Below are 24,068 nucleotides of genomic sequence, written 5' to 3' on the forward strand. Positions count from 1 at the left end.
AAAAAATAAAAATTAACGTTGACGTTTGTCGCTTTGTTCAGTTTTCAAAGTTCAACCGCCGCTCTTAAGCGACTTTACTATCTTATCAAGTTATCAACGTAATGTCAACAACTTTTTTATTTCTTTTTGTTGTTTTCGCTTATCTGCGTTAGCAACAGATATAAATATACCAAATCGTTTTCATAAAAACAAGAGGTAAATTAAAAGTTTAAATTTTCTAATATTATTAACTAAAAAAAAGATGGCCGTAGCCATCTCTTTTTTAGCGTTGACGCATATGTGGGAATAATAGTACATCACGGATTGACGGTGCATTTGTTAGTAACATAACAAGGCGGTCAATACCGATTCCTAGACCACCTGTAGGTGGCATACCATATTCTAATGCCTCAATGAAGTCATCATCCATCTCATGTGCTTCATCGTTTCCTTGTTCTTTCTCTTTCAACTGAGCTTCAAAGCGCTCACGTTGGTCAATTGGATCATTTAGCTCTGTAAATGCGTTCGCGTGTTCACGTGCAACGATAAACAGCTCAAAACGGTCAGTAAAGCGCGGATCTTCCGCATTTTTCTTAGCCAATGGAGAGATTTCTACAGGATGTCCGTAAATGAACGTTGGTTGAATTAACTGCTCTTCTACTTTTTGTTCAAAGAATTCATTTACAATATGTCCATATTGCATATGTTCAGTGATTTCTACCCCGTGTTCTTTCGCCAAAGCACGAGCTTCTTCAACAGATGTTTCTCCCCAGAAGTCTACGCCCGTATATTGTTTAATAGCATCGACCATATGAAGTCTTGTCCATTCTGGAGTTAAATCTACCTCTTGATCGCCATACTGAATCTTTGTTGTGCCAAGTACTTCTTGCGCAATGTGTGCAATTAAGTTCTCTGTTAAAGCCATGATATCTTTGTAGTCCGCATACGCTTCGTACAATTCGATCATTGTAAATTCAGGATTGTGACGTGTAGATACACCTTCATTACGGAATACACGGCCAATTTCATATACTTTTTCTAATCCACCTACGATTAAACGTTTTAAATGAAGTTCAATCGCAATACGCATATAAAGTTCCATATCAAGCGCATTGTGGTGTGTCACAAACGGACGAGCTGCTGCTCCACCTGCGATTGAATGCATCATCGGTGTTTCAACTTCTAAATATCCATGATTATCTAAGTAACGGCGCATCGATTGAATAATGCGGCTTCTTGAGATAAATGTTTGTTTACTTTCTGGGTTTGTAATTAAATCTAAGTAACGTTGACGGTAGCGCTGTTCAATATCTTTTAAACCATGATATTTATCTGGAAGTGGACGAAGCGCTTTTGTTAGTAACGTAAAATCTTTTACTTTGATAGAAAGTTCGCCAACTTTTGTTTTGAATAAAACACCTTCAACCCCTACCAAGTCACCAATATCTACGCTGCTGAAGATTTCATACTGTTCTTCGCCAATTGCATCTTTACGTACATAAAGCTGAATTTGTCCTGTTAAATCTTGAACGTGAGCGAAACCTGCTTTTCCTTTTCCACGCTTTGTCATAATACGACCAGCTAGTGACACAGGCACTTCATTTTCTTCTAACTGTTCTTTTGTTAACTCGTCATACTCACTAATTAATTGCTGTGATGTATGTGTACGTTCAAAACGTTGACCAAACGGATCAATACCTTGATCTCGTAGGTTGCTCATTTTTTCGCGACGAACGAGAAATTGATCATTTAATTCTTCATGACTCATCGTTTACTCATCTCCATCGTATAATTAAGTTTTCCGAAACAGAAAAAAGGCCAGCATGTTTACTGGCAACTACTACGTTTCTTTAAAATTATTATAGGTTCAGTCGTTTCTCTATGTCAAATCGCTTTATTCTTGCTTCGCTTCTCTTTTTCTTCGATTTCTCTAACAAGCTACCGAATAAACCAACAACCTGCGAAACCAAACCTCAAAGTTTTACTCAGAACTCTACTTTACGCCAATATAAAAATGAATCAACTAATAAGATTCATTTTCACTTATGTAAATCATTACGATTATTTTCGAACATATCTAGTATACCCGTTGTTTGCTCTCGAAATAATTTTACATCTTTCAAATCTGATAAACGTGTTGTGATGGTTTCAACTTTTTCTTCTGCTACAGGGAGAATAAGAGATGGAGCTAGTTCGTTTAGAGGAACCATCACAAACGCTCGTTCAAACATTCGGGGATGAGGGACGCTCAGTCTGTCCGTATGAATGATTTCATTACTATAAAGTAAGATATCTAAATCAAGGGTTCTAGGTCCCCATACAATCTCTCTTTTTCGGCCTGCCGTTTGTTCAATGGCTTGCAAACAATCTAAAAGGTGCTCTGACGAATACATTGTTTGTATTTTTACTACCATGTTTAAAAAGCTTGCTTGATTCGTATACCCGACCGGGGCCGTTTCATAAACAGATGAAACAGCCACTACCTTAATCTCAGAGTGTTCCATTAAGCCAGTAACTCCTGACTTCAAATGTTCCATTCGATTTTCAATATTTGATCCTAATGCAATATATGCTTCTGTTGTCATTCAACGGCTCCTTTTAATTTCAATAGCTACCGATTGATAATAACCGGGAATTGGCGGATCGGGCTTATATACCTTTACTGTACACGCCTGCACGAGTTCATAATTAGCAAGCAATTCAGATGCAATCGTTTCGGCCACCGTTTCAACTAACTTGAACGTGCGCTTCTCTACAACTTCCTGGCATGTTTGGTATAAATCTGCATAGCTCACGGAGTATTCTAAATTGTCCGTAGTACCAGCTTGTTTTAAATCCAGTTCTACAGATAAATCCACGTGAAAACGCTGCCCTAGTTTATTTTCTTCTGGAAATACGCCATGATATCCATAGAAACGCATATCATTCACATAAATTTTATCCATCTTTAGCCTCTCCTTTCGCTTTTATACATGTAGCTCGTGTCGACTCATTAGCGACATCGTGTAAGAGCGATACTCTTTTTGCAACTGAGCTGTCAACGTATGGTCTCCTACTGAAAACTGCTTATTCTTTACACTTCGAAGAGGTACGATTTCTTGAATGGAATTTGTAACGAAAGCTTCATCACCCTCCAAGAGCTGTTCTACTGTAAATAAGCCTTCTACAACCTCTATGTTTTTCTTTTGTAAAAGCGTAAAGATAAACTGTCTCGTAATTCCATTTAAAATACCTGTTTCAAGAGACGGCGTATATACACAATCATCTTTTACAAAAAATAAATTTGACACAATGCCTTCGGCTAAGAACCCTTCTTTTGTTAAAAAGATACCCTCTTTATTTAAGTCTGAACCAACTTCTCGCTTAGCTAGTACATTGTTTAAATAATGATGAGACTTTAACCTCATGGTTCCTTCAGGCGTATTTCGTTTCGTCTCAAGAATAAGCCCCTCTTTTACAAGGGGGCTCGATGGATAAGGCATTGATTTCATATATACGATTGTAGATGGCTTGTCGTATTCTTCCACCTGCAAGCCAATTCCGCCATTTCCTGCTGAGACATTTAATCGAACATACGCATTTTTCTCATTGTTTTTCATTAACAGACTATTAATGATTCCCAACACTTCCTGTGTAGAGTAGTCCCATACAATATTTAATTCACGTAAGCTGCTACGCAGTCGATCCAGATGGTCTTCCACTAAAAATGGATGACCTTCATAAACTCGTAGCGTTTCAAACAGCCCTAGGCCATACATATATCCGTGATCAAACGGAGAAATAGTGGCTTCAGATGCAGGCTTTACTTCGCCATTTACGTATATATACATATCATTACACTCGCTTTTTTTCGTAAGTTTCAATAAAATTTTTCAGCATTTCTTTACCGTAAGAAGTCATGATAGATTCAGGATGGAACTGTACTCCTTCAATAGGTAATGATTTATGGCGAATCGCCATAATTTCATCTTCTGCTGTCCACGCTGAAATCTCAAAGCAATCCGGCAGTGAACTTTTTTCTACAATCAAAGAATGATATCGCGTTGCCGTGAACGGATTATCAAGACCTTTAAAGATAGTACGGCCATCATGATGCATTTCAGATGTTTTACCGTGCATTAATTTATCCGCACGAATCACATTCCCTCCAAAAGCTTGCCCAATCGACTGATGCCCTAAGCATACGCCGAATATTGGAATCTTACCTGCAAAATACTCGATGGCTTCTAGACTGATTCCCGCTTCGTTAGGACTACAAGGTCCCGGGGAGATCATCAAGAAATCTGGATTTAGCACTTCAATTTCAGAAAGTGTAATTTCATCATTTCTTTTTACAAGAAGCTCATGCCCTAGCTCACCTAAATACTGTACTAAATTAAACGTAAAAGAATCATAATTATCAATCATTAATATCATCTTTACTCACCCTCACTCAGCTCATTTTCGCTCTGCTCTTTTGCTTTCCATAGTGCAATTGCTTTTTTCAGTGATTCTTTGTATTCGTGTTTCGGATTTGAATCAATCACAACACCCGCACCAGCCTGCACATAAGCTTGGCCGTCTTGAATAATCATAGTGCGAATCGCAATATTTAATTCCATATCTCCATTAAACCCAATCCAACCAATCGATCCTGTATAAATTCCTCGTCGAACTGGCTCAAGTTCTTCAATGATTTCCATTGTACGAACTTTAGGTGCTCCAGTAATCGTTCCTCCAGGAAAAACCGCATCTACGATATCTACAAAATCTTTGTTGCGCGCGAGCTTGCCTTTTACATTAGACACAATATGCATGACATGTGAATATTTTTCAATAACCATAAACTCGTCAACATGCACGGTACCATATTCGCTTACTCTACCAAGATCATTACGCTCCAAGTCAACAAGCATCACGTGCTCCGCACGCTCTTTTTCGTTATGAATAAGCTCATCCGCTAACTGTTGGTCTTCTTGATCATCCTTACCTCGAGAGCGCGTTCCCGCAATCGGTCTCGTACTGATTTCATCACCGGCTTTTTTCACTAATAGTTCTGGTGAACAGCTCACAATGTGAAATTCTTCTGTCTGCATATAAGACATGTAAGGAGACGGGTTGATTTTTCGTACCTGTTCGTAGATATGCATAGGATGAGTTTGAAGCTGTTGAGACTGTCGAACAGATAAGTTCACTTGAAACACATCGCCTTGCCCGATGTACTCATGTACGCGAGTTGTAGCATCTGAAAAAGCAGCTTCAGACATCGAAACCTCACTCTTTTCGGCAACACGATGAATCCACTCATATGAGAGTCCTTCAGTACTTGCCTCCATCCAGTCCTTTTTGTATTGATCAATACGCTTATGTGCCTTCTCTTTACAATCTGCTTCGTCATTAACGATAATCCAGAGCTTTTCCTTTTCTTGATCGTATACAAATACGTCATCGAAAATAAGGAAATGAACGTCCGGCGTTTTCAATGAATCTTCAGCAAGATCAGGTATGGTTTCTACATAGCGGATATAATCATAGCTAATAAAGCCAATTGCTCCACCTTGAAAAGGAGGAAGATCTGGATTCACCTCTGCTTCAAACTTCTTCACCCAGTCTCGCATAAGATGAAGCGGATTACCTTTTTGAACAGTAGCTTGGCCATCCGTTTTGATATGAAGCTCGTTTTGTTCGCCTCGCAAAATGGCTACAGGTTTTAATCCCATCATTTGAAACTTTCCGCCTCGACCGCTTTCAAGCAGGATATGATTCGGTTCCTCTTTTGACAACTCTTGATATTTTTTGAACCATTGGTTTTTAGAGATAGAAATAGATTCGCCCCAAGTCATTCTTTGCTGCATTTGTTCACTCTCCTAAAAATAAATCACCTGCTTTCATTTTACATGATTCTCAGATGAAAAAAAACAGCTTCATATAGAAGCTGTTTTTTTATCGTTTTTATGCTTGTGTTTGTTCCTCGAATTGGAACAACGGAGTACTTAAGTAACGCTCACCGTTACTTGGAATAATCGCTAACACTTTTTTACCTTTTCCAAGCTGTTTTGCAGCCTTTAACGCAGCATAAATCGCAGCCCCAGAAGAGATACCTACTAGTACACCTTCTGTTTTTGCTACTTTACGGGCATATTCAAAAGCTTGGTCGTTTTGGACAGCGACAACTTCGTCATATACTTCCGTGTTAAGCGTATCCGGAACAAAGTTTGCACCAATTCCTTGAATTTTATGAGGTCCTGGTTGACCACCGCTTAAAATCGGAGAATCAGCTGGCTCTACCGCATAAATTTTGATATTTGGGTACTTTTCTTTTAACACTTCACCAGCACCTGTAATAGTACCGCCAGTACCGATACCTGCTACAAATCCATCTAGCTGATCGCCAAACTGCTCGATAATTTCTTTAGCCGTTGTTTGACGGTGCACTTCTGGGTTCGCCTCGTTTTGGAACTGCTGAGGAATAAAGTAGCCGTGCTCTTTTGCAAGCTCAGTTGCTTTATTAACCGCCCCTTTCATTCCTTCTGGACCTGGTGTTAACACTAACTCTGCACCGTACGCACGAAGCAGATTACGACGCTCAATACTCATCGTTTCAGGCATTGTTAAAATAGCACGGTATCCTTTTGCTGCAGCTACCATTGCTAAGCCAATTCCTGTGTTACCACTTGTTGGTTCAATGATTGTGTCGCCAGGTTTTAACACACCTTTTGCTTCCGCATCTTCAATCATTGCTAATGCGATACGATCTTTTACGCTGCTTCCTGGGTTCATAAATTCTAATTTTAAATATACATCCGCCATATCTTCTTCAACTAGACGGTTTAGTTTTACGATTGGTGTTTGACCAATTAACTCTGTAATTGAATTTGCAATACGTGCCATATGACCACTCCTAATACCAACTAATTTTATTGATTTTGTATACAATTTATCAGATGTTTTCTAAATTGTCAATCATTTTGTCTTTCCATTTACCTAATTTTGTTATATTTTTAGATCAATATATACAGGAATAGAACTTAATATCTATAAAAAAAGGCGCTCATTTATAAAATGACGCCTTTTAAGAATCTTTTATTTCATTTAGATTGCTTGTTCTTTCATTTCTTCAAGCTGCTTTTTATCAAAACGATAGGTCTCATTACAGAAATGACACTGGGCTTCAGCTTGGCCGTCTTCCTCAATCATCGATTGAATCTCTTCTTGTCCTAAGCTGATAATAGCATTGGCAATTCTTTCTTCTGAGCACTGACATTTGAACTCTACAGGCATTGTCTCCAGAAACTTCACATTTTCTTTTCCAAGAACTTCTTCTAAGATTTCCTCAGGAGAAAGACCTTTTTGAATCAGTTTTGAAATTGGCTCAATCGTCTGTAAGCGTTGTTCAATAGCTGTAATCGTTTTATCATCTGTTCCTGGCAGAAGCTGAATGATAAATCCGCCCGCAGCTAAGATCGTGTTATCAGGGTTAACAAGTACACCTACACCTACTGAAGATGGGACTTGTTCAGATGTCACAAAATAATACGTGAAATCCTCTCCTAATTCTCCCGATACAATAGGTACTTGTCCGTTAAATTGATCACGCATTCCGATATCTTTTACGACACTTAGCGTGCCATCTGTACCTACAGCACGTGCTACATCTAATTTCCCATGCTGATTTAAATCGAAGTGCGTTTGTGGATTCGTTACATATCCACGCACTTCCCCTTTAGCATTGCTGTCTACTAAAATAACGCCAATTGGGCCGCGGCCTTCAATTTTAATTGTTAGCTTTTGCTCACCCTTTAGCATAGCCCCCATCATGACTCCCGCAGTCATTGAACGTCCCAATGCTGCAGAGGCTGTAGGCCATGTATAGTGACGGCGCTGCGCTTCTCCAACTGTATCCGTTGTTTTTACTGCATAAGCGCGAACTTGACTATTGTAAGCTAGTGCTTTTACTAAATAGTCACCCATAATATACACCTCTTACTCCATATTTTTTGTATAAATTATTTGTAATCCTTTTAAAGTCAAAAATGGATCCACAATATCAATAATATCCGACTCTTTAGCAATCAATGTTGCGAGTCCTCCAGTAGCAATAACTTTAGGATTTACTGTTGCTTGCTCTTTCATTCTTGCTACAATTCCTTCTACTTGTCCAACGTATCCATATAAAATACCTGCTTGCATCGCAGATACTGTATTTTTTCCCACAATGCTATTTGGTCGCGCAATTTCAATTCGCGGAAGCTTAGATGCTCTTGAATAAAGAGCTTCTGTTGAAATATTAATACCAGGGGCAATCGCACCACCCATATATTGCTTATTTTCATCAATATAGCAATACGTGGTTGCGGTACCAAAATCAACGATAATTAAAGGGCTTCCGTATAGCTGAATTCCAGCAACAGCATTTACAATACGGTCTGCTCCCACTTCACGCGGATTTTCATATTTAATATTTAAACCCGTCTTAATTCCAGGACCAACAACAAGCGGCTTTAAATGAAAATACTTTTGACACATTCTCTCCAATGCAAACATAATAGGAGGAACAACAGAGGAAATAATAATACCATGAATATCTTTAAAAGATAAACTAACGTGCTCAAGCAAGGCTTTGATTGTCATGCCATACTCGTCTTCTGTTTTATTACGGCTTGTTTCTACACGCCAGTGATACTTTAATTCATCTCCATCGTATACACCTAATACCGTATTCGTATTTCCAACATCTAATACAAAAATCATTTCAATCACCACTTTATATAAATTCAGTATTCACACTGAAACCATCATACCATAACTGGTAAATAGACGTGTATATTCTAGATAAAATAGGAATATAATGACACGATTCTCTAGTGGATATCCTACTTATCCACCATATATACGAAAACCTTTTACCAAACCTAACTTTTGCCCATTAAAAAAATCAGTGGAGAATATCTCCACTGATTTTTATTGTCTTATGCTTTTGGCTCTTCATCGTCTGTCTTTGTTTGGATGTTTACTTTAACATCTTCATCTGTTACGTGACTAGAACGGTCTGGAAGAGTTCCATGATCTACTAAGTGGTTGATTTGCTCAGCGTCTAACGTTTCTACTTCTAACAATGTTTGAGCTACAAGCTCTAACTTGTCACGGTTTTCCGTTAAGATCTGCTTCGCACGCTCATAGCTTTCTTTAATGAAACGTTGGATTTCATTATCAATTTCATGAGCAATCGCATCACTGTAGTTTTGTTCACTGTGTAAATCACGACCTAAGAATACTTGGCCTTGTTGTGATTGACCGAATTGCATTGGTCCTAACTTTTCACTCATACCGTATTCTGTTACCATTTTACGAGCGATGCTTGTTGCACGCTGGAAGTCATTGTGAGCACCTGTACTCACTTCGCCGAAAATAATTTCCTCAGCTACGCGACCACCAAGCAATCCAACAATTTTATCCAGCAGCTCTGGCTTCGTCATAAAGTAGCGATCTTCTTTTGGTAACATAACAGCATATCCACCAGCTTGCCCACGTGGAACAATGGTTACTTTATGTACCATATCAGCTTCGTCTAATACGACACCGATAATTGTATGTCCTGCTTCATGATAAGCAACAATATTGCGTTCTTTTTTAGAAATAACTCGACTTTTCTTAGCTGGACCTGCAATTACGCGGTCTGTTGCTTCGTCAATGTCAACCATTTCAATTTTCTTTTTGTCCTGTCTAGCAGCTACTAAGGCAGCTTCGTTTAACAAGTTTTCGAGATCTGCACCTGAGAAACCTGGCGTACGCATAGCAATTGCTTTTAAGTTTACTGATTCATCTAAAGGCTTATTGCGAGCATGTACTTTAAGCACTGCTTCACGGCCATTTACATCTGGACGATCTACCGTAATTTGACGGTCGAAGCGGCCTGGACGTAATAACGCTGGATCTAAGATATCGGGGCGGTTTGTTGCTGCAATGATAATGATACCTTCGTTAGCACCAAAACCATCCATCTCAACAAGCAATTGGTTCAATGTTTGTTCACGTTCATCGTGTCCGCCACCAAGACCTGCGCCACGTTGACGACCTACAGCATCGATTTCATCAATAAAGATAATACATGGAGCATTCTTCTTCGCATTTTCGAATAAATCACGAACACGAGAAGCACCGACCCCAACAAACATTTCAACAAAGTCTGAACCACTGATAGAGAAGAAAGGAACGCCTGCTTCACCAGCAACAGCTCTTGCTAATAATGTTTTACCAGTACCAGGAGGTCCCACAAGTAAGACACCCTTCGGAATTCTTGCACCTAGCTCTGCGAATTTACGAGGATCTTTTAAGAACTCAACAACTTCCACAAGTTCTTGCTTTTCTTCGTCTGCACCAGCTACGTCTTTAAATTTAACCTTTTTCTTTTCTTCACTGTAAAGCTTAGCCTTACTTTTACCGAAGTTCATAACGCGGCTTCCGCCACCTTGAGCTTGGTTTAGTAAGAAGAAGAATAGGATGAAAATAATAACAAACGGAATGATTGACGTAAAGAACGTTACCCAGCCGCTTGTTTCATCAGCAGGTTTAAAATCAACTTCTACTTGATTATTTTCGGAAGCAGCGTCAATACGATCAAGTGCTTTGTCACCATCTACGATGTAAGTTTGGAACGTTTGATCCTTTTTATAAGAATCTAACTTCCCTTGCACAACATACACGCCTCTTTCAGGCTTCATAGAGAGTGATTTCACATCACCTTTGTCTAAGTGTTGAACAAATGTATCGTATCTCATTGGTTCTGCTTTTTGATTAGAGCCACTAAAGAAGCTTACCACACCAATAATGACTAAAAATATAAGTAAATAAAAGATGGTATTACGGAAGATCCGATTCATTTCTTACCTCCTCCCACGATAAACAAATACTGTATTCAATACTAACATAGAACATTTATCCTATCCAATAAATTGCACTTGGATATGTGCTTATTAATTGCTGTATACTTGCGGTTTAAGAACCCCAATATACGGCAGGTTACGATATTTCTCTTGATAATCTAATCCATACCCTACTACGAATGCATCAGGTACTTCAAATCCAACGTAATCTGCTTTAATAGATGCTTTACGACCTGTTGGTTTGTCTAAGAGTGTGACAATCTTAATTGACTTAGCTTTACGGTACTTGAATAACTCTACAAGGTAGCTAAGCGTTAAGCCGCTGTCGATAATATCCTCTAAGATAAGAATGTCTCGACCTTCAACTGATGTATCTAAATCTTTTAGGATTTTTACTTCACCAGAAGAAACCATCGCATTGCCATAACTTGATACATCCATAAAATCCATTTCTAAATATGTATCAACACGCTTAATTAGATCAGACATAAAAGGCATAGCGCCTTTCAATACACCGATTACCAAAGGAAAACGGTCAGCGTATTCCTCAGATAATAGCTTACCCAATTCTTTTACTTTCTGTTGTATTTCTTCTTCTGAAATCAAAATTTCTTGAATATCCTGCTTCATTCCTTACTTGCCTCCTAGAAGTTTTCGCTACTTATAGTATAAAATAACATATCTGGACTTATGTGTATGCAGTTCATAAGCAGATTTTTTCAAACCAGGTAGCCACAAAATAGTTCCTTGGCTATCTTCCACTACCGGCCAATGATCTCTGAATTGTAAAGGGATTTTTTCATCGATAAAAATATCCTTTACTTTTTTATGTCCCTTCATGCCCTTTACTCGCATTTTATCGCCATTTTTTCGTGTCCTTACCTTTAATGATTGTAAATCGTGAGCTTCATCTAAAAGAAAAACATCGTTTCCTTTTATATCTTCGACTTTATTATGTATTTCACAAATAAGCTGGTGACCATTTGGAAGCTCGACGACCCCTGGAATCGGAACAATAAATTCATATGGCTCGATGTTCCCCTCATTAAAGGTGAAAAGACAGTCGTTGTAAGATCGGATAATGCGCAAACCATTTGGAAAATCAAGCGTACCAGACGGTTTTTCACTTTCACAAAATCCTACTAACATGTCAACATGCGCTGAGGAAAGGGTTGGAGGAATTTCTTTATAGAGATAGTTTAATATTAGTTGAATACCACGCCTTTGTAAAGGCTTGCGTATCCTTAGAAAACAATCTCTATCAATGAGAATTTCATTTTGCAATTTCTTTCTCATTACTTTATTCATCACATCGGTCGTTAATTCCTCTAAGTATGCTTGATCTTCATGCAAGTTCTCGCTAAATTGTTGAAATTTTTCATGTACAGCGGCGTTTTCTTGCTTTAAAAATGGCAAAACGTAATGACGAAACCGATTTCTCGTGTACGAATCTTTCTCATTACTCGGGTCAACCCGAGGGGTAAGCCCATGTAGCTTACAGTAGCGATTGATTTCTTCTTTCGTTACGGCTAGGAACGGCCTAATAATAAATCCATCCCCATATGGCCGCTTGGGCTGCATCCCTGCGTATCCATTCATCGTACTGCCTCGAACCATTCGCATTAACATCGTTTCAATCTGATCATCTCCGTGATGTCCTAATGCAAGAAGATTTGCTTTGTGCTTCTTCATAACATGAGTAAAAAATGTATAGCGGCATTCTCTGGCTGCTACTTGAGAAGATAACTTTCTTTCCTTCTGATAGGCAGTAACATTAATCTGCTTCGCCTCACATTTAATATTCAATTGTTTGCAGTAGTTCTGCACATATTCCATATCCTGCTGTGACTCGTTGCCCCGGAACATATGATCAACATGAGCAGCAATAATCGTGAGAGATTTTTGCTCTTTCAGACTCCATAAGAAATGCAGCAGTGCTAAAGAATCAGGACCACCAGAAATACCTACAACCACTGTAGAGCCTGCGGATAATAACTGATGTTTTGTCATAAAATTGTTCACTTGCTTTTCCATAGGAATGACTCATCCTTATAATGTACACGCAATAATGTATCATTAATTTACTTTATACGAATGACTATAAGGAAAGTTTCACAATTTCTCCAAACTTTATAGCACTTGAATAAATAGATACAAAATATAAATCAACATTACAGACGTACAAAGTAGTAGCGTCTCTAACACGTGAGAACGCTTCTTCTTTACTTTAACACGAGGGGCAGACGGTTGACGAACGTTTTGAGGCTTTGTTCCTTTACTTTTTGCCCCTCTTCTTTTTTCGACCGATAACACCTCTGTTTTCATTTCTTTAGCTGACTTATACTTTCCCGTAACCGCTTGATACAAAACGTCCCCGAAAGGTTCCAACTGCTTTGTTGTTAATATAAATTGTTTTAATTGTTCAGCCGGTTTGTCCGTTTTATTAATTCGCTTGCCATAAGCTGCGTGAATCAAAACCATAGATACAGCAAACAAATCATAAGTCGGTTCTGCTTTTCGGGAGCCAAGCCCCCAGTGCGCTCGATCATAAAAGTCGGTAAATTCTTTTATTGACCGCCCTTGCAGAGTTGTACCTCCGACGTCAATCCATCGAACTTTTACGGGGTTAGATGTTACGACCAGGTTTTCTGGTTTTAAATCGCCAAATACCCACCCTTCTTCATGAAGGTTTTCTAAGTCTGTTAAGAGCTGACTTGCAAATACTTGCAGCCATTCCGTCCCTCTTGTGGAGATAAAGGAAAGGAGAGGCTGCCCTTTCACATACTCCATTACATAAAAAGAAAGAGCGTGAGAACCATAGCTCCAATCATCTACATCAAGTAAGCGCGGTCCTAGTACTTTGTCTTTGACTTGAGAGAGCTTTTTTAATACATTCACTTCTGCTGTAACGGACATGTTGGAAAAGCTTATTTTTAACGCCGCTAGCGTTCCGTTTACTAATTGAACTAAATAGACAACTCCAGTTGCCCCCACGCCTAATTTCTCAAGAATTTTATAATGGACGTGATGCCATTTTCCTTGAATTTCTGTTCCCGGAGATAGGTTACATACCTGATTCTTCAATGTATTGTTCATTATTTTTTAACAACCCTCTCAATGAGCGCTTTTTGGTGAAATAATGAGTAGCCTCTTTGATAGCCGGTCCAGTAGGCGTAATACCTCCTGCTGTTAGTTTCGGAAAAATCGTTGAAAGCGACTCTAATCTTGGATTCCAGTCCATTAGCTTCTCTACATCTTTCTTTTTCCCAGGAAATAAAAAGATTGAAAATTGATTATGCCCCATGCGAGCATTCAAGCTTAACGATAAATCTAACAGCGACTCCTTTACAGTAGGAAGCTTATTTTTCATACTTCCGCTCATGTCAACTAAAATAAGAATCTCTAAGTCAACCGTTTCCCCAAGTTCATCAACAACTTCCATGATTTCTCCTCGCTTCTCAGGAGATAACTCTTCTAATCTTGAATTAGATGAACCTAGAATTTGCTGAAGTTCTTTATTTACAACGCCTTGAAGTGTTTGCGTCATTGCCTGCCTTGTAACCATTTGAACAGTTTGAGACAGCTGTTTTACGTAAACAATTTGACTCACGCCACCGCCTGACATAGCAATGCCTTCTATTTCATTCGTGCTTTGCTCATCAATTGTGTCCTCTTCCATCACACCGATAACGTTTACACTAATTCCTTGTTCTTTAGCTAGTGCTGCCATTGCTACCGGATCTTCACCTGTATTCGAACCACCGTCCGTAATGACCAACATCTGTTTCAATGTACCTTTTTTCATAAAAAAATCCCCTCCTCATTATCAGTATTAACATGATAGACGAGGAGGAGATAAAATATACTTCTATCTAACTATTGTGCTTTTTTACGATAAGCGTAAGAAGGAATCGATGACCATTTCGGAGTATTGTGCTGAAGTTTTGCCACAACTACCGTCATATCATCTTCAATTAAACCTGATTTTGTTCGAATAACTTCTTCCATAATTAAGTCTGCGATTTCTTGTGGATCGTTTGTTTGAAGCTCTCCAATTTTTCGCTTCATCCACATTTCGTAGTTCTCAACGTGTTTTGGTCCTTCAAATACGCCGTCACTCATCATAATTAATAAGTCTTCCGCCTTCATTTGTTCATTCACAACATCCACTTCAAATTCTTCAATAATGCCCATTGGCAAATTGCTTGCCTGTATTTTAATAACCTTATCTCCACGTTTGATGAAGCTTGGCGTAGAACCGATTTTCAAGAAGTTTACATTGGCATCTTGTAAGTCGATCATCGCTAAATCTAACGTAGAAAAGATCTCATCGTTTGTACGCAGCGATAAAATAGAATTAATCGATTTAATTGCAATTGTCTCTTCTATTCCTGTTTGTAAAATTTGTTTTAACAGCTGAAGCGTTTCGCTGCTTTCATAGTGGGCACGCTCTCCATTCCCCATACCATCGCTAATAGCTAGTGCATACTTACCGGCATTTAGCTCAATCATGGAGTAGCTGTCACCGGATACAAACCCTCCGCCCTTAGCAGCATGTGCTACGCCTGTATCAACAACGTACGCTTTTGTACACCCAAACGAAACGTGGCAATAGCCTTGAGGGTATTTAGCACATTCTTCGTTCTTTACTACAATACTTTCACCTAAAATATCTGTAAGCATTGGCGCAATAATCTTCTCGCATTCTCCTCTTCCGTGACAATATGGCACCCACATTTCAATATCTACATTTCCAGGTTCTAAGCTATAAATTTCAATTTGATTGATTTCCATCCCAAAGTTACGAAGAGCTTCTAAAATCTGTTCTTCTTGTACATTTAAATTTTCGCGCTCTCGCTTAATTTCTTTTGCAAAATTCCCCATGACTTCAGAAACACCGTGAAGCTGTTCTGCTACAATCCTTCTACTTTCTTGAATTTGGGCTTTTAAGTGCTGATTGGCTTTAAAATACGTAAGTTCATGCTCAATCACATCGATGACTTTTTTCGATTTCACACAATGTTTGTCCATTTCTCGAATTAGTCTTGGGTTTTGTTCAAGAGTGCCATTATCAACTTCAAGCATAATTTCCTTCATATATTCATAGGTTGTATCAAACTGCTGTGCCCAACATTGTTCTTTTTTAAAACAAAATTGGCACGTTCTTTCGGTAACGCTGCTTAAGAAATAATCGACTTCTTTATCCGCGCTTGGCTTTTCATCATAAAATCCATTTTGCGTAAAGCTTTTGGAAAGTGCTTGAAAAACATTTGAGAACTGTTCTACGCGATTCGCTGTTACGTCTCGGATCTTGCGCACGTACTGCTGTTGTTCAAGCATGTTTTCAGATGTCCCTGGTACTAGTTTACTTAAGTTTTTCAAAACAAAAGATGGGGTTAATAAAAATAGGACAACGGCCGTCAGTGATTCATACAAATTAGTCGTCAACCCTTGATCTGCCTGAGCATATAGGCCAATTAGCAATGAACCAACAACCAGCCCAAGAGCTGCCCCTAGCTTTTTACCGTCTTTTAAAAGTCCTCCAAGCAAGCCGGAAAAAGCGAGTAAACTCATTTCGTACAAACTAGAAACATTGGCGAAGCTTAAAATTAAACCGGTTACGACCCCCACCGTAGCTCCTATCGTAGGGCCAGATACAAACGCAAAAACTAATACTAAGTAACGAGATAATATATGTTCAGCCGAAAGCCCGTAAATCATCCACCCTATTGTCCCCGTCATAACAGATGCCAATAAAATAATAAGAGAGATCACTTCTTCTGTTTTTAATGATTGTTTTCGCTTTCGGTATGAAATTAAAGGCACGCTTTGTAAGAAAATCATTGTTAAGATAAAGCTCAACCCCGCTTCTACTGCCACAAATGTAAAATCATACATGGTGAATTCCTTGGTAAACACATAAAAAATAGTTAGTTTTGTAAGTAACATCGCGCTAAATACAGTGAACGGCAGCTTTTTTAACGGATCCATTGTCAGTATGCCGCTAAATCGATGAATTAGTAAGAAAACAAATAGTGTAGCAAATACGGTACCTCCATTTTGAATGGAAACACTAAATGCCCCTGCCAATACGGCTAAACTTGCTAACGGTGCTTTTTCTTTCTTTATAGCCATTACAGCTGCAAAGAATGGCAAAGCAAATGGCATGATTTTCATTAAAATTAATGCTCGTCCTAATAAAAAACCTACGACTAGCAGCAACAATCCCCATTGAAATAACACCTTTTCCGTTTTCATACCCGCCTTTGTAAACACACGGGACATTTCTAATCTAGTTCGGTTAAATACCGCCTCTGTTGTTGGACTTGCAAAATCTCTTTCCGTCTTTTGCATTCTCCCACCACCCGCTAATTATACTTATTCATTATTATATCGCGGCGAAAGGTGAAATTTTGTCAAACGGACTAGCAAAATACCTATAATCGTTCGACTATTTTCTAGTATTATATTGAAAACTATACAAAAAGATGTACAATCTTACATGGCAATTTAAAAAATATCAGAGATACTGTTTGCCTCAGAGAAAGCCTATGCTCATCATTCTTTTTTAAAAGCAAATAATAGTCTATAAAAATAACAAAAAAGTTATTGACAATATCCCAGCTTTTTTATATTATTATAAATGTCTTTTAGAGAACGTATAATGGCGGTGTAGCTCAGCTGGCTAGAGCGTACGGTTCATACCCGTGAGGTCGGGGGTTCGATCCCCTCCGCCGCTACTCGAATAACGGCCCGTTGGTCAAGCGGTTAAGACACCGCCCTTTCACGGCGGTAACACGGGTTCGAATCCCGTACGGGTCATCAAAAAGCATGTACAACAGTACATGCTTTTTTTCTACTCTTTTTTACATATAAAAAAGCACCTTTTAGATAAAAGGTACTTTCCAAAAACTCGCTATCTATTTGATATAAGCAGCAAGTTAACCGCGTTTTGCACCGCGTCCACCGCGTTTTGATTCGGTATGGCGTTTTAGGGAAGATAAACGTTCTTCACTGTCTTTTAAGAAACGATTCATTTTTTGTTCGAATGTTTCTTTTGTACGGAAATCATTACCGCCACCACGATTGTTATTACGTTGTGGGCGTGAATCACGTGGACGGTCTGAGCGTGGCGCTCTTGCAGGACGCTCCGGTCTTTCCGGACGTTCTGGTTTGTCTACCGCTTTCTTAATTGAAAGACCAATTTTACCATCTTTCTCAACGTTAATTACTTTGACTTCAACTTCGTCGCCCACTTTTAAATGGTCGTTAATGTCCTTTACGTAATTATCAGCTACTTCACTGATATGAACCAAGCCTGTTGAACCTCCTGGTAACTCAACAAAAGCTCCAAAGTTCGTAATACCTGTTACCTTTCCCTGTAACTTGCTGCCTACTTCGATTGACATAAAAAAAATGCTCCTCCTTAAATGATAAAAGAAATCAATTTATTATATTATACAAAAAGCAAAAATACACTGTCAACGAACCATATGTTTAGTCTTTTTTTACATTAAAGATAATTTCCCCGTCTTCTGATAAAAAATAATCTCTGCGGGCAATTTTTTTAATATAATCATCGTCATTTAACTTGACGATTTCACCTTTTAACTGCTTTTGCTTGCTTTGTAATTTTGTCAGCTGCTGTTCTAATTTCACCTTCTCAGCTTTTTTGTTCTCAATAGCTGAGGTTTGCGTAATTAAAGCTGATACCATCAATCCACCAATGATTAAGGCCAACACTCCAAAAACAGTCAAACGCCTAATTAAACCGATACGCTTTCGATCTGTATTTTGTTTAATTTGCTCTTGTTTATGGCTATAATCAGTATTTAACTTCGCGACCTTTTTTTTTCGTACCGCACTCATTGAATTAGTCGTCCCCCTTGTTTTTTAAAGTGTTCACCCATGCAACGATTCTCATTATCATATTCTTTGCACGATTGTAAATTCCTTCTATATACCGAAAACCCATATGTAAAAATCGTTTTACAGGTTTAGGCATCATTCTCCAAAATACGAAAAGAACCCACCTGGTCGGTACGTAAATAAGCTTTAGACAGAATACGAGCAGCTTATGAACGGCTCGGTAGATTCCTAAAGCGACTACAAGTAGAATATGAATAAAGAAGCGGATAGGCTTGACCAAAAAAATATTACTAAGCGTTAAAACACCTCGATATAAACTTAATACGCTCGAGACAGTAAATGTTAATACTTTTAAATACAGTGATTGAAATAAGCTTTGATACGCGGCAAAACCGCAAAACAAAGCAAGAAACGCATACAAACGCAGTTCTCCTTCATTCACTAAAAACAACACATAAAAAATGAGAAGAGCTTGCACCATCCAAAACAATACGTCATTCACAAATACAAACCATGGGCGTGATTTAGAGCGATTAACAAAGTAACGATAAGTATCGAGAGAAGCACCTAAACCGCTTCCCATCGATACCATCGCAAGCATTGTATAGAGCTGAATGTTTAAACTCATCGAAACAACTTACTAAAGAATCCTTTAGCCTTCTCCGATTGGTTCTCATCTAAGTAAACTATATCAAAGATTTTTCCTTTTATCGATACAATTCCTTGATCAACGTCTAAATTTTTCATTTGCAGATTTTGCCCTCTAACTGACAAGAAACCCATCACTGTTTCAAGTAAAAATTCCTCATTGTCAAAGCTCTCTACCTGCTTCACACCCGTGATATCTAAGAGACGCCGACCCTTCATCACTAAATCATGATTTGGAGTATGGTCTTTGTTTGAATTACTTGTTTCGTAAAATTGGCTCATATCTTCATCCCCACCTCATTCATTAAGAGCATTCGCTCTTGTTATCTGTTGTTTAAAACATATGAATGAGAAAGGTGATTTAGAACAAGCCTTCATCAGTTATACTTCAGATGAAATACGCTCTTCTTTGACAATTGAGTACAAATTAGCTGCTTCTTCTTTTTTAGCTGCTTCTTGAAGAGCCTCTATTTTAACGGTAATTTTCTTCGTGCCGAATGTGATCGCTAATTCATCTCCTACTTTCACATTTGTGCTTGCTTTTGCAACGATACCATTAATGGTAATACGGCCCTTGTCTGATACTTCTTTTGCTAATGTACGGCGCTTAATTAAACGTGATACTTTTAAAAATTTATCTAACCTCATAATTCCCTCACCTTTCTGTTTTACAAACCTGTTTTTTTGGCTTCTTCCCAAAATTCATCTAACTCTTCTAACGAAAAAGATTCAAATGGTTTTTCAGAAGCTTTCACTTTTTCTTCAATATATTGAAATCGATTTAAAAATTTTGTATTCGTTTTAGCTAATGCAGCTTCAGAGTCAATTTTATAAAATCTTGCAATATTCACTAAAGCAAATAAAATATCTCCAAATTCATCGCTCATTTTTTCTTTATCACCATGCTGTACTTCCTCTTGGAATTCAGCAAGTTCTTCCTGTACTTTTTCCCACATAGGTTCAACTTCTGACCAATCGAAACCAACTTTTGCAGCTTGCTTTTGGTATCCATGCGCTTTCATTAAAGAAGGCATAGCCTCAGGTACAGAAGCTAACAGAGAAGAAGGTTCCTCTCCTTTTTCTCCTTTTTTGATTTCATCCCAATTTTTCAAGACCTCATCTGCATCATTCACGCTCTCTTCCCCAAATACATGCGGATGGCGTCTTACCATTTTCTCTGAAACACTGCGAATGACATCATCAATTGAAAACATTCCTTCATCTTCACCGATTTGTGCATGAAGCAATACTTGCAGCAATACATCACCAAGCTCTTCAATCATATTATCGTCATCTTGACGGTCAATTGCATCTAATAACTCATAAGACTCTTCTAGCAAATAGCGCTTGAGCGATTCATGCGTTTGTTTTTGATCCCAAGGACACCCGTTTGGCCCTCTGAGCGTGGCAATAATCTTTCTGAATGCGTCAAACTGATGGTATAAAATTGTTTCGTCTGCTACTGGAGGGACATAAATAGTCGTTAAGTTATTAAGCGACATTTCTCTATCTAATTCATACAGCTTGACCGGCTGGATTTTTTCTTCACTGCTTCCCGCTGCTGTTACAATGTAAACGAGGTAATCATCAGGAACATGTTCCATCAGTGTAAGCTTTACCTCTGAGGCAACGAACTGATCGTACACTTGAGCAATTAGAACATGACCGGTTAACTCTATTTCGCTTCGCTTTAAATCTGTTCCGTCTAGCAGCTGAAACCCTTCGATAGGATCGATCTTTAGCGCACCAAAAATTGGGTCTAAGAAGCTTTGTCCTCCTTTAATTTCAACAGGAATGCCTCGTTCTTTTCCTTTTTGTAAAAGTAATTGAACCGTACGTTCTGCCACTAAAGGGTGCCCAGGAACGGCATACACCACTTCTTCTATTGAAGCTTTATCGATTAAATCATTTGATATATGTTCATACACCTCTTCAAATGCATCATACGATTCGTATACGTCATCATAGGATACATACGTCAAGCCTTCACTTTCTAATTCTTTGATTACAGGATGTTCTTTTGTACGCATATAAATATGCTTTTCCTGCTGTAGCAAGCGATAAATGCCTACAGGTAGCTGTTCTAAATCGCCTGCTCCTAAACCAATAACTGTTACTTTCCCTGTCATTGCTTCACCTTCTTATTTATTTTTTAATACGTATTTAGCTAAAACACTTCCCATTGGAAGTAAACGTAATTCCTCTTCGGTAAAAATATGTTGTTTCATAATGATAAACAAATAAAACAAACCGCCTATTAAAACACCAGCTCCGGTTTCAACCACTTGTTTGCTTGTATCTAAACCATTAGACCATACAAAGTGATGTAAACAAAATAAATAGCTTTGCAAAAGAACGACCATTGCTATGCCCGTTATAAAAATACCTCCACTCGCCTTTTTCGGAACAAGATGTACAGCAAGCTTTTTATATAGACAAAATAGATTGGTTGCTGCAACGATAGCGAATCCAGCTGAGGAAGCAATGGCTGCTCCTATAGTTTGAAAATCTGGTATTAGCCAAAGATTCAATATTAGTTTGACTGCCATGCCAGCGATAACGGCTATTACAGGAGCGAAAACTGCTCCCATCCCCTGCAGTACAGCTCCAGCAGTTGCTGCTACTGTTGTAAATATAACCAACAAGCTCAAAATTTGTAAAACGTCCGTTCCGTGGGAGTCACTGTATAAAAGCATATTAATGGGTTTCATCAGCGCAATCAAGCCAAAAGCTGCCCCAACTCCGACTACAAGCGATAGACGGAGAGACAGCTGAACTTTTTCAACTACAAATGACAGATTTTTTTTCGCAATAGCTGAAGAAATAACAGGTACAAGCGAAAGCGAAAAAGCTGTACCTACTACTGTACCTAATTGAATCAACGGAAGCCCTCGGTCATAAATCCCTTTTAAAATTTGTGCTGCTTCTTCAGCCATGCCGTGCGTCGTTAGACTAGAATATAAAGTAAAGGAGTCAATAAGCTGGATAAACAACAGACCCATACCGCTAATACAAATTAATAAACCTTGAATAATAAGGATTTTAAATATTCTCTTGATGTCTGCTTTTTTTATGCGTTGAAATACTCCCTTAGAATTTGTCTTTGTTCTAAAAACAAATAAAAATAAAATAATAAGGGATGTGATACCGCCTGTTATAGAACCAAAAATAGCTCCCGCCCCTGCAGTATATAGATCATAACCATGTTGGATCAAGAAAATAGACAGATACAAAATAGTCCCTACCCGTACAACTTGTTCTGCAATTTGAGACAGCGCTGTAGGAAACATATTATGTAATCCTTGATAATAACCACGAATAACAGCAATAAACGGAATAAGTAAAAAGGAAAATGAAATAATTTGAATGAGAACCGTTAATTTACGATCTCCCATCCACTCGGCAATCGTTTCTGCGAAAATATATTCAAACGCAAATATCGTGCAGCCTACTACAAACAAAAAAGCAAACGAAACTTGAAGTATTCCCCGTATTTCCTTTCTCCGATTTGTTACCGCATACTCAGCTACTAACTTTGAAATAATTACGGGGAAACCATATGTACCTAGCTGTAGCGCAATTCCATATAGCGGATAAACTTGCTGATAGATATAAAACCCTATATCTCCCGCGATATGGTGATATGGAATACGATAAGTGGCACTTAAGATTTTCGTAAATAAACCTGCGAGCGTTAAAATAACGGCGCCGTTAAAAATAGAATAGAGCTTTGATTGTTTCTGCATTCCTACACCTTTCACCTGCAGCTTGTAATGATATGAACAACTCTTTTTATTAGCCGCTAACCACACTAGAATAGAGCCTTGTTCTTATAAAACATCCTGCACTTTCCAATAAATAAAATACCGTACCATTATATCATGTTCTCTTTATTTCTAAGGTAAGACAGCATGAAAAAAGGCAGCAGAAACTGCTACCTTTTCAGTAAATAATGTAAAATAAAGATAATTACGCTTACTGCTCCATTTGACGAGATAAGAAGCTAGCTGCTGTTTCGGCTGCTTTATGCTCTACTTCACCAAGAGACTTATCTTTTGAGAAAATGACAACAGCTCCAATCGGATCTCCATTTGCAATAATCGGACCGATTGTGTAAGAAGAAATATTTTCTTCGTATCCATCGACAAATTCAAGGTTTTTCCCATCAGTTACTAAAGAAGAACTGCGGCTTTCCATAACAGATTCCACTAACGAACTAATGTTTTTATTTAAGTATTCTTTTTTAGAACTTCCTGCTACCGCAATAAATACATCGCGGTCACAAATAAGTACAGGATGACCTAAGCTGTCGTATAGCGCTTCGCCATACTCTTTTGCAAAGTCTCCCAATTCACTAATTGGCGAATATTTCTTTAAAATAACTTCTCCATCGCGATCGACGAAAATCTCTAGCGGATCTCCCTCTCGGATGCGAAGCGTTCTTCTAATTTCTTTTGGAATCACAACGCGACCCAAATCATCAATACGACGAACAATACCTGTTGCTTTCATTCATTGAAGCCTCTCTTTCATATGATGATTAAAATAGTTGGTGAATATCACTGATGGCTATATGATAAAAGGTTCACCTTTGTTGAGGTTAGTATTCTTCACTCTACAACTTCTATTCACCAACCATCTCTTTTTTTGTTAAAAAGTGTGCTTTTATTAAAAAAATGTCCAAAAAACCGCCAAAACATGGGGATTTGG

23 protein-coding genes and 2 tRNA genes are annotated in these 24,068 nt (G+C 38.3%); 2 read left to right on the forward strand and 23 right to left on the reverse strand.

The annotated features are described in order from the left end of the window. Positions 1–262: 262 nt before the first annotated feature. The 15 genes from lysS to spoIIE form a co-directional block, all read right to left on the reverse strand. Complete coding sequence (lysS, locus tag ACFX40_RS26420) at positions 263–1,747, reverse strand: lysine--tRNA ligase (RefSeq protein ID WP_013054894.1); 1,485 nt, start codon at positions 1,745–1,747, stop codon at positions 263–265. A gap of 271 nt (positions 1,748–2,018) precedes the next feature. Further along, a complete protein-coding gene (gene folK, locus ACFX40_RS26425; RefSeq protein ID WP_377257187.1) occupies positions 2,019–2,564 on the reverse strand; it encodes a 2-amino-4-hydroxy-6-hydroxymethyldihydropteridine diphosphokinase in 546 nt (181 codons plus the stop codon). Next, a complete protein-coding gene (gene folB, locus ACFX40_RS26430) occupies positions 2,565–2,924 on the reverse strand; it encodes a dihydroneopterin aldolase (protein ID WP_098250023.1) in 360 nt (119 codons plus the stop codon). A gap of 21 nt (positions 2,925–2,945) precedes the next feature. Then, positions 2,946–3,809: an aminodeoxychorismate lyase gene (pabC, locus tag ACFX40_RS26435; protein WP_377257190.1), complete on the reverse strand. Its 864-nt coding sequence runs from the start codon at positions 3,807–3,809 to the stop codon at positions 2,946–2,948. A gap of 4 nt (positions 3,810–3,813) precedes the next feature. Further along, positions 3,814–4,395, reverse strand: a complete 582-nt coding sequence (gene pabA / locus ACFX40_RS26440) for an aminodeoxychorismate/anthranilate synthase component II (RefSeq protein ID WP_013054890.1) — start codon at positions 4,393–4,395, stop codon at positions 3,814–3,816. A 2-nt stretch (positions 4,396–4,397) separates the two neighbouring features. Next, positions 4,398–5,813 (reverse strand): aminodeoxychorismate synthase component I, encoded by a 1,416-nt coding sequence (gene pabB / locus ACFX40_RS26445; protein ID WP_028410341.1) that lies wholly within the window; start codon positions 5,811–5,813, stop codon positions 4,398–4,400. Between the two features lie 97 nt (positions 5,814–5,910). After that, positions 5,911–6,849: a cysteine synthase A gene (gene cysK / locus ACFX40_RS26450; RefSeq protein WP_013054888.1), complete on the reverse strand. Its 939-nt coding sequence runs from the start codon at positions 6,847–6,849 to the stop codon at positions 5,911–5,913. Positions 6,850–7,050: 201 nt separating this feature from the next. Further along, positions 7,051–7,929: an Hsp33 family molecular chaperone HslO gene (gene hslO, locus ACFX40_RS26455; RefSeq protein WP_013054887.1), complete on the reverse strand. Its 879-nt coding sequence runs from the start codon at positions 7,927–7,929 to the stop codon at positions 7,051–7,053. A 12-nt stretch (positions 7,930–7,941) separates the two neighbouring features. Then, positions 7,942–8,709, reverse strand: a complete 768-nt coding sequence (locus ACFX40_RS26460; RefSeq protein ID WP_013054886.1) for a type III pantothenate kinase — start codon at positions 8,707–8,709, stop codon at positions 7,942–7,944. A gap of 218 nt (positions 8,710–8,927) precedes the next feature. Beyond that, a complete protein-coding gene (ftsH, locus tag ACFX40_RS26465; RefSeq protein WP_013054885.1) occupies positions 8,928–10,838 on the reverse strand; it encodes an ATP-dependent zinc metalloprotease FtsH in 1,911 nt (636 codons plus the stop codon). Positions 10,839–10,931: 93 nt separating this feature from the next. Next, the gene (hpt, locus tag ACFX40_RS26470; RefSeq protein WP_013054884.1) at positions 10,932–11,471 is read right to left on the reverse strand and encodes a hypoxanthine phosphoribosyltransferase; all 540 of its coding nucleotides are present in this window, start codon (positions 11,469–11,471) and stop codon (positions 10,932–10,934) included. Positions 11,472–11,498: 27 nt separating this feature from the next. Further along, complete coding sequence (gene tilS, locus ACFX40_RS26475) at positions 11,499–12,875, reverse strand: tRNA lysidine(34) synthetase TilS (RefSeq protein WP_377257193.1); 1,377 nt, start codon at positions 12,873–12,875, stop codon at positions 11,499–11,501. A gap of 96 nt (positions 12,876–12,971) precedes the next feature. Next, a complete protein-coding gene (locus ACFX40_RS26480) occupies positions 12,972–13,937 on the reverse strand; it encodes a protein kinase domain-containing protein (protein ID WP_034654932.1) in 966 nt (321 codons plus the stop codon). Beyond that, the gene (locus ACFX40_RS26485; RefSeq protein WP_013054881.1) at positions 13,906–14,646 is read right to left on the reverse strand and encodes a VWA domain-containing protein; all 741 of its coding nucleotides are present in this window, start codon (positions 14,644–14,646) and stop codon (positions 13,906–13,908) included. The genes ACFX40_RS26480 and ACFX40_RS26485 overlap by 32 nt, the downstream gene beginning before the upstream one ends. A gap of 71 nt (positions 14,647–14,717) precedes the next feature. Continuing rightward, entirely contained in the window at positions 14,718–17,195 is a 2,478-nt protein-coding gene (spoIIE, locus tag ACFX40_RS26490) for a stage II sporulation protein E (protein ID WP_013054880.1), read from the reverse strand. A gap of 312 nt (positions 17,196–17,507) precedes the next feature. Here spoIIE and ACFX40_RS26495 point away from each other — a divergent pair. Both ACFX40_RS26495 and ACFX40_RS26500 read left to right on the forward strand, forming a co-directional pair. Next, positions 17,508–17,581, forward strand: a tRNA-Met gene (locus ACFX40_RS26495). Positions 17,582–17,591: 10 nt separating this feature from the next. Then, positions 17,592–17,663 (forward strand) — tRNA-Glu (locus ACFX40_RS26500). 119 nt (positions 17,664–17,782) lie between these two features. Here ACFX40_RS26500 and ACFX40_RS26505 read toward each other — a convergent pair. The 8 genes from ACFX40_RS26505 to spoVT form a co-directional block, all read right to left on the reverse strand. Continuing rightward, entirely contained in the window at positions 17,783–18,250 is a 468-nt protein-coding gene (locus ACFX40_RS26505) for a S1 domain-containing RNA-binding protein (protein WP_013054879.1), read from the reverse strand. 88 nt (positions 18,251–18,338) lie between these two features. Next, positions 18,339–18,710: an FtsB family cell division protein gene (locus ACFX40_RS26510; protein WP_013054878.1), complete on the reverse strand. Its 372-nt coding sequence runs from the start codon at positions 18,708–18,710 to the stop codon at positions 18,339–18,341. A 4-nt stretch (positions 18,711–18,714) separates the two neighbouring features. After that, complete coding sequence (gene yabQ / locus ACFX40_RS26515; protein ID WP_050691224.1) at positions 18,715–19,338, reverse strand: spore cortex biosynthesis protein YabQ; 624 nt, start codon at positions 19,336–19,338, stop codon at positions 18,715–18,717. Next, a complete protein-coding gene (gene yabP, locus ACFX40_RS26520; protein WP_013054876.1) occupies positions 19,335–19,640 on the reverse strand; it encodes a sporulation protein YabP in 306 nt (101 codons plus the stop codon). The genes yabQ and yabP overlap by 4 nt, the downstream gene beginning before the upstream one ends. 99 nt (positions 19,641–19,739) lie before the next feature. Then, positions 19,740–20,006 carry an RNA-binding S4 domain-containing protein gene (locus ACFX40_RS26525; RefSeq protein ID WP_013054875.1) on the reverse strand — a complete coding sequence of 89 codons (267 nt, stop codon included), beginning with the start codon at positions 20,004–20,006 and terminating at the stop codon, positions 19,740–19,742. A 20-nt stretch (positions 20,007–20,026) separates the two neighbouring features. Continuing rightward, positions 20,027–21,487 (reverse strand): bifunctional methyltransferase/pyrophosphohydrolase YabN, encoded by a 1,461-nt coding sequence (gene yabN, locus ACFX40_RS26530; protein ID WP_377257196.1) that lies wholly within the window; start codon positions 21,485–21,487, stop codon positions 20,027–20,029. Positions 21,488–21,499: 12 nt separating this feature from the next. Further along, positions 21,500–23,104: a putative polysaccharide biosynthesis protein gene (locus ACFX40_RS26535; RefSeq protein ID WP_377257199.1), complete on the reverse strand. Its 1,605-nt coding sequence runs from the start codon at positions 23,102–23,104 to the stop codon at positions 21,500–21,502. Between the two features lie 229 nt (positions 23,105–23,333). After that, on the reverse strand, positions 23,334–23,870 hold the full coding sequence (gene spoVT / locus ACFX40_RS26540) for a stage V sporulation protein T (RefSeq protein WP_013054872.1): 537 nt from the start codon (positions 23,868–23,870) through the stop codon (positions 23,334–23,336). Between the last annotated feature and the right edge of the window lie 198 nt (positions 23,871–24,068).

This window comes from Priestia sp. YIM B13552, assembly GCF_042787775.1.
Lineage (GTDB): Bacteria > Bacillota > Bacilli > Bacillales > Bacillaceae_H > Priestia > Priestia megaterium_E.

Coding starts and splice junctions, on each gene's coding strand:
- lysS (WP_013054894.1), bottom strand. CDS start 1,747: ATGAGTCATGAAGAATTAAATGATCAATTTCTCGTTCGTCGCGAAAAA.
- folK (WP_377257187.1), bottom strand. CDS start 2,564: ATGACAACAGAAGCATATATTGCATTAGGATCAAATATTGAAAATCGA.
- folB (WP_098250023.1), bottom strand. CDS start 2,924: ATGGATAAAATTTATGTGAATGATATGCGTTTCTATGGATATCATGGC.
- pabC (WP_377257190.1), bottom strand. CDS start 3,809: ATGTATATATACGTAAATGGCGAAGTAAAGCCTGCATCTGAAGCCACT.
- pabA (WP_013054890.1), bottom strand. CDS start 4,395: ATGATATTAATGATTGATAATTATGATTCTTTTACGTTTAATTTAGTA.
- pabB (WP_028410341.1), bottom strand. CDS start 5,813: ATGCAGCAAAGAATGACTTGGGGCGAATCTATTTCTATCTCTAAAAAC.
- cysK (WP_013054888.1), bottom strand. CDS start 6,849: ATGGCACGTATTGCAAATTCAATTACAGAGTTAATTGGTCAAACACCA.
- hslO (WP_013054887.1), bottom strand. CDS start 7,929: ATGGGTGACTATTTAGTAAAAGCACTAGCTTACAATAGTCAAGTTCGC.
- ACFX40_RS26460 (WP_013054886.1), bottom strand. CDS start 8,709: ATGATTTTTGTATTAGATGTTGGAAATACGAATACGGTATTAGGTGTA.
- ftsH (WP_013054885.1), bottom strand. CDS start 10,838: ATGAATCGGATCTTCCGTAATACCATCTTTTATTTACTTATATTTTTA.
- hpt (WP_013054884.1), bottom strand. CDS start 11,471: ATGAAGCAGGATATTCAAGAAATTTTGATTTCAGAAGAAGAAATACAA.
- tilS (WP_377257193.1), bottom strand. CDS start 12,875: ATGGAAAAGCAAGTGAACAATTTTATGACAAAACATCAGTTATTATCC.
- ACFX40_RS26480 (WP_034654932.1), bottom strand. CDS start 13,937: ATGAACAATACATTGAAGAATCAGGTATGTAACCTATCTCCGGGAACA.
- ACFX40_RS26485 (WP_013054881.1), bottom strand. CDS start 14,646: ATGAAAAAAGGTACATTGAAACAGATGTTGGTCATTACGGACGGTGGT.
- spoIIE (WP_013054880.1), bottom strand. CDS start 17,195: ATGCAAAAGACGGAAAGAGATTTTGCAAGTCCAACAACAGAGGCGGTA.
- ACFX40_RS26505 (WP_013054879.1), bottom strand. CDS start 18,250: ATGTCAATCGAAGTAGGCAGCAAGTTACAGGGAAAGGTAACAGGTATT.
- ACFX40_RS26510 (WP_013054878.1), bottom strand. CDS start 18,710: ATGAGTGCGGTACGAAAAAAAAAGGTCGCGAAGTTAAATACTGATTAT.
- yabQ (WP_050691224.1), bottom strand. CDS start 19,338: ATGAGTTTAAACATTCAGCTCTATACAATGCTTGCGATGGTATCGATG.
- yabP (WP_013054876.1), bottom strand. CDS start 19,640: ATGAGCCAATTTTACGAAACAAGTAATTCAAACAAAGACCATACTCCA.
- ACFX40_RS26525 (WP_013054875.1), bottom strand. CDS start 20,006: ATGAGGTTAGATAAATTTTTAAAAGTATCACGTTTAATTAAGCGCCGT.
- yabN (WP_377257196.1), bottom strand. CDS start 21,487: ATGACAGGGAAAGTAACAGTTATTGGTTTAGGAGCAGGCGATTTAGAA.
- ACFX40_RS26535 (WP_377257199.1), bottom strand. CDS start 23,104: ATGCAGAAACAATCAAAGCTCTATTCTATTTTTAACGGCGCCGTTATT.
- spoVT (WP_013054872.1), bottom strand. CDS start 23,870: ATGAAAGCAACAGGTATTGTTCGTCGTATTGATGATTTGGGTCGCGTT.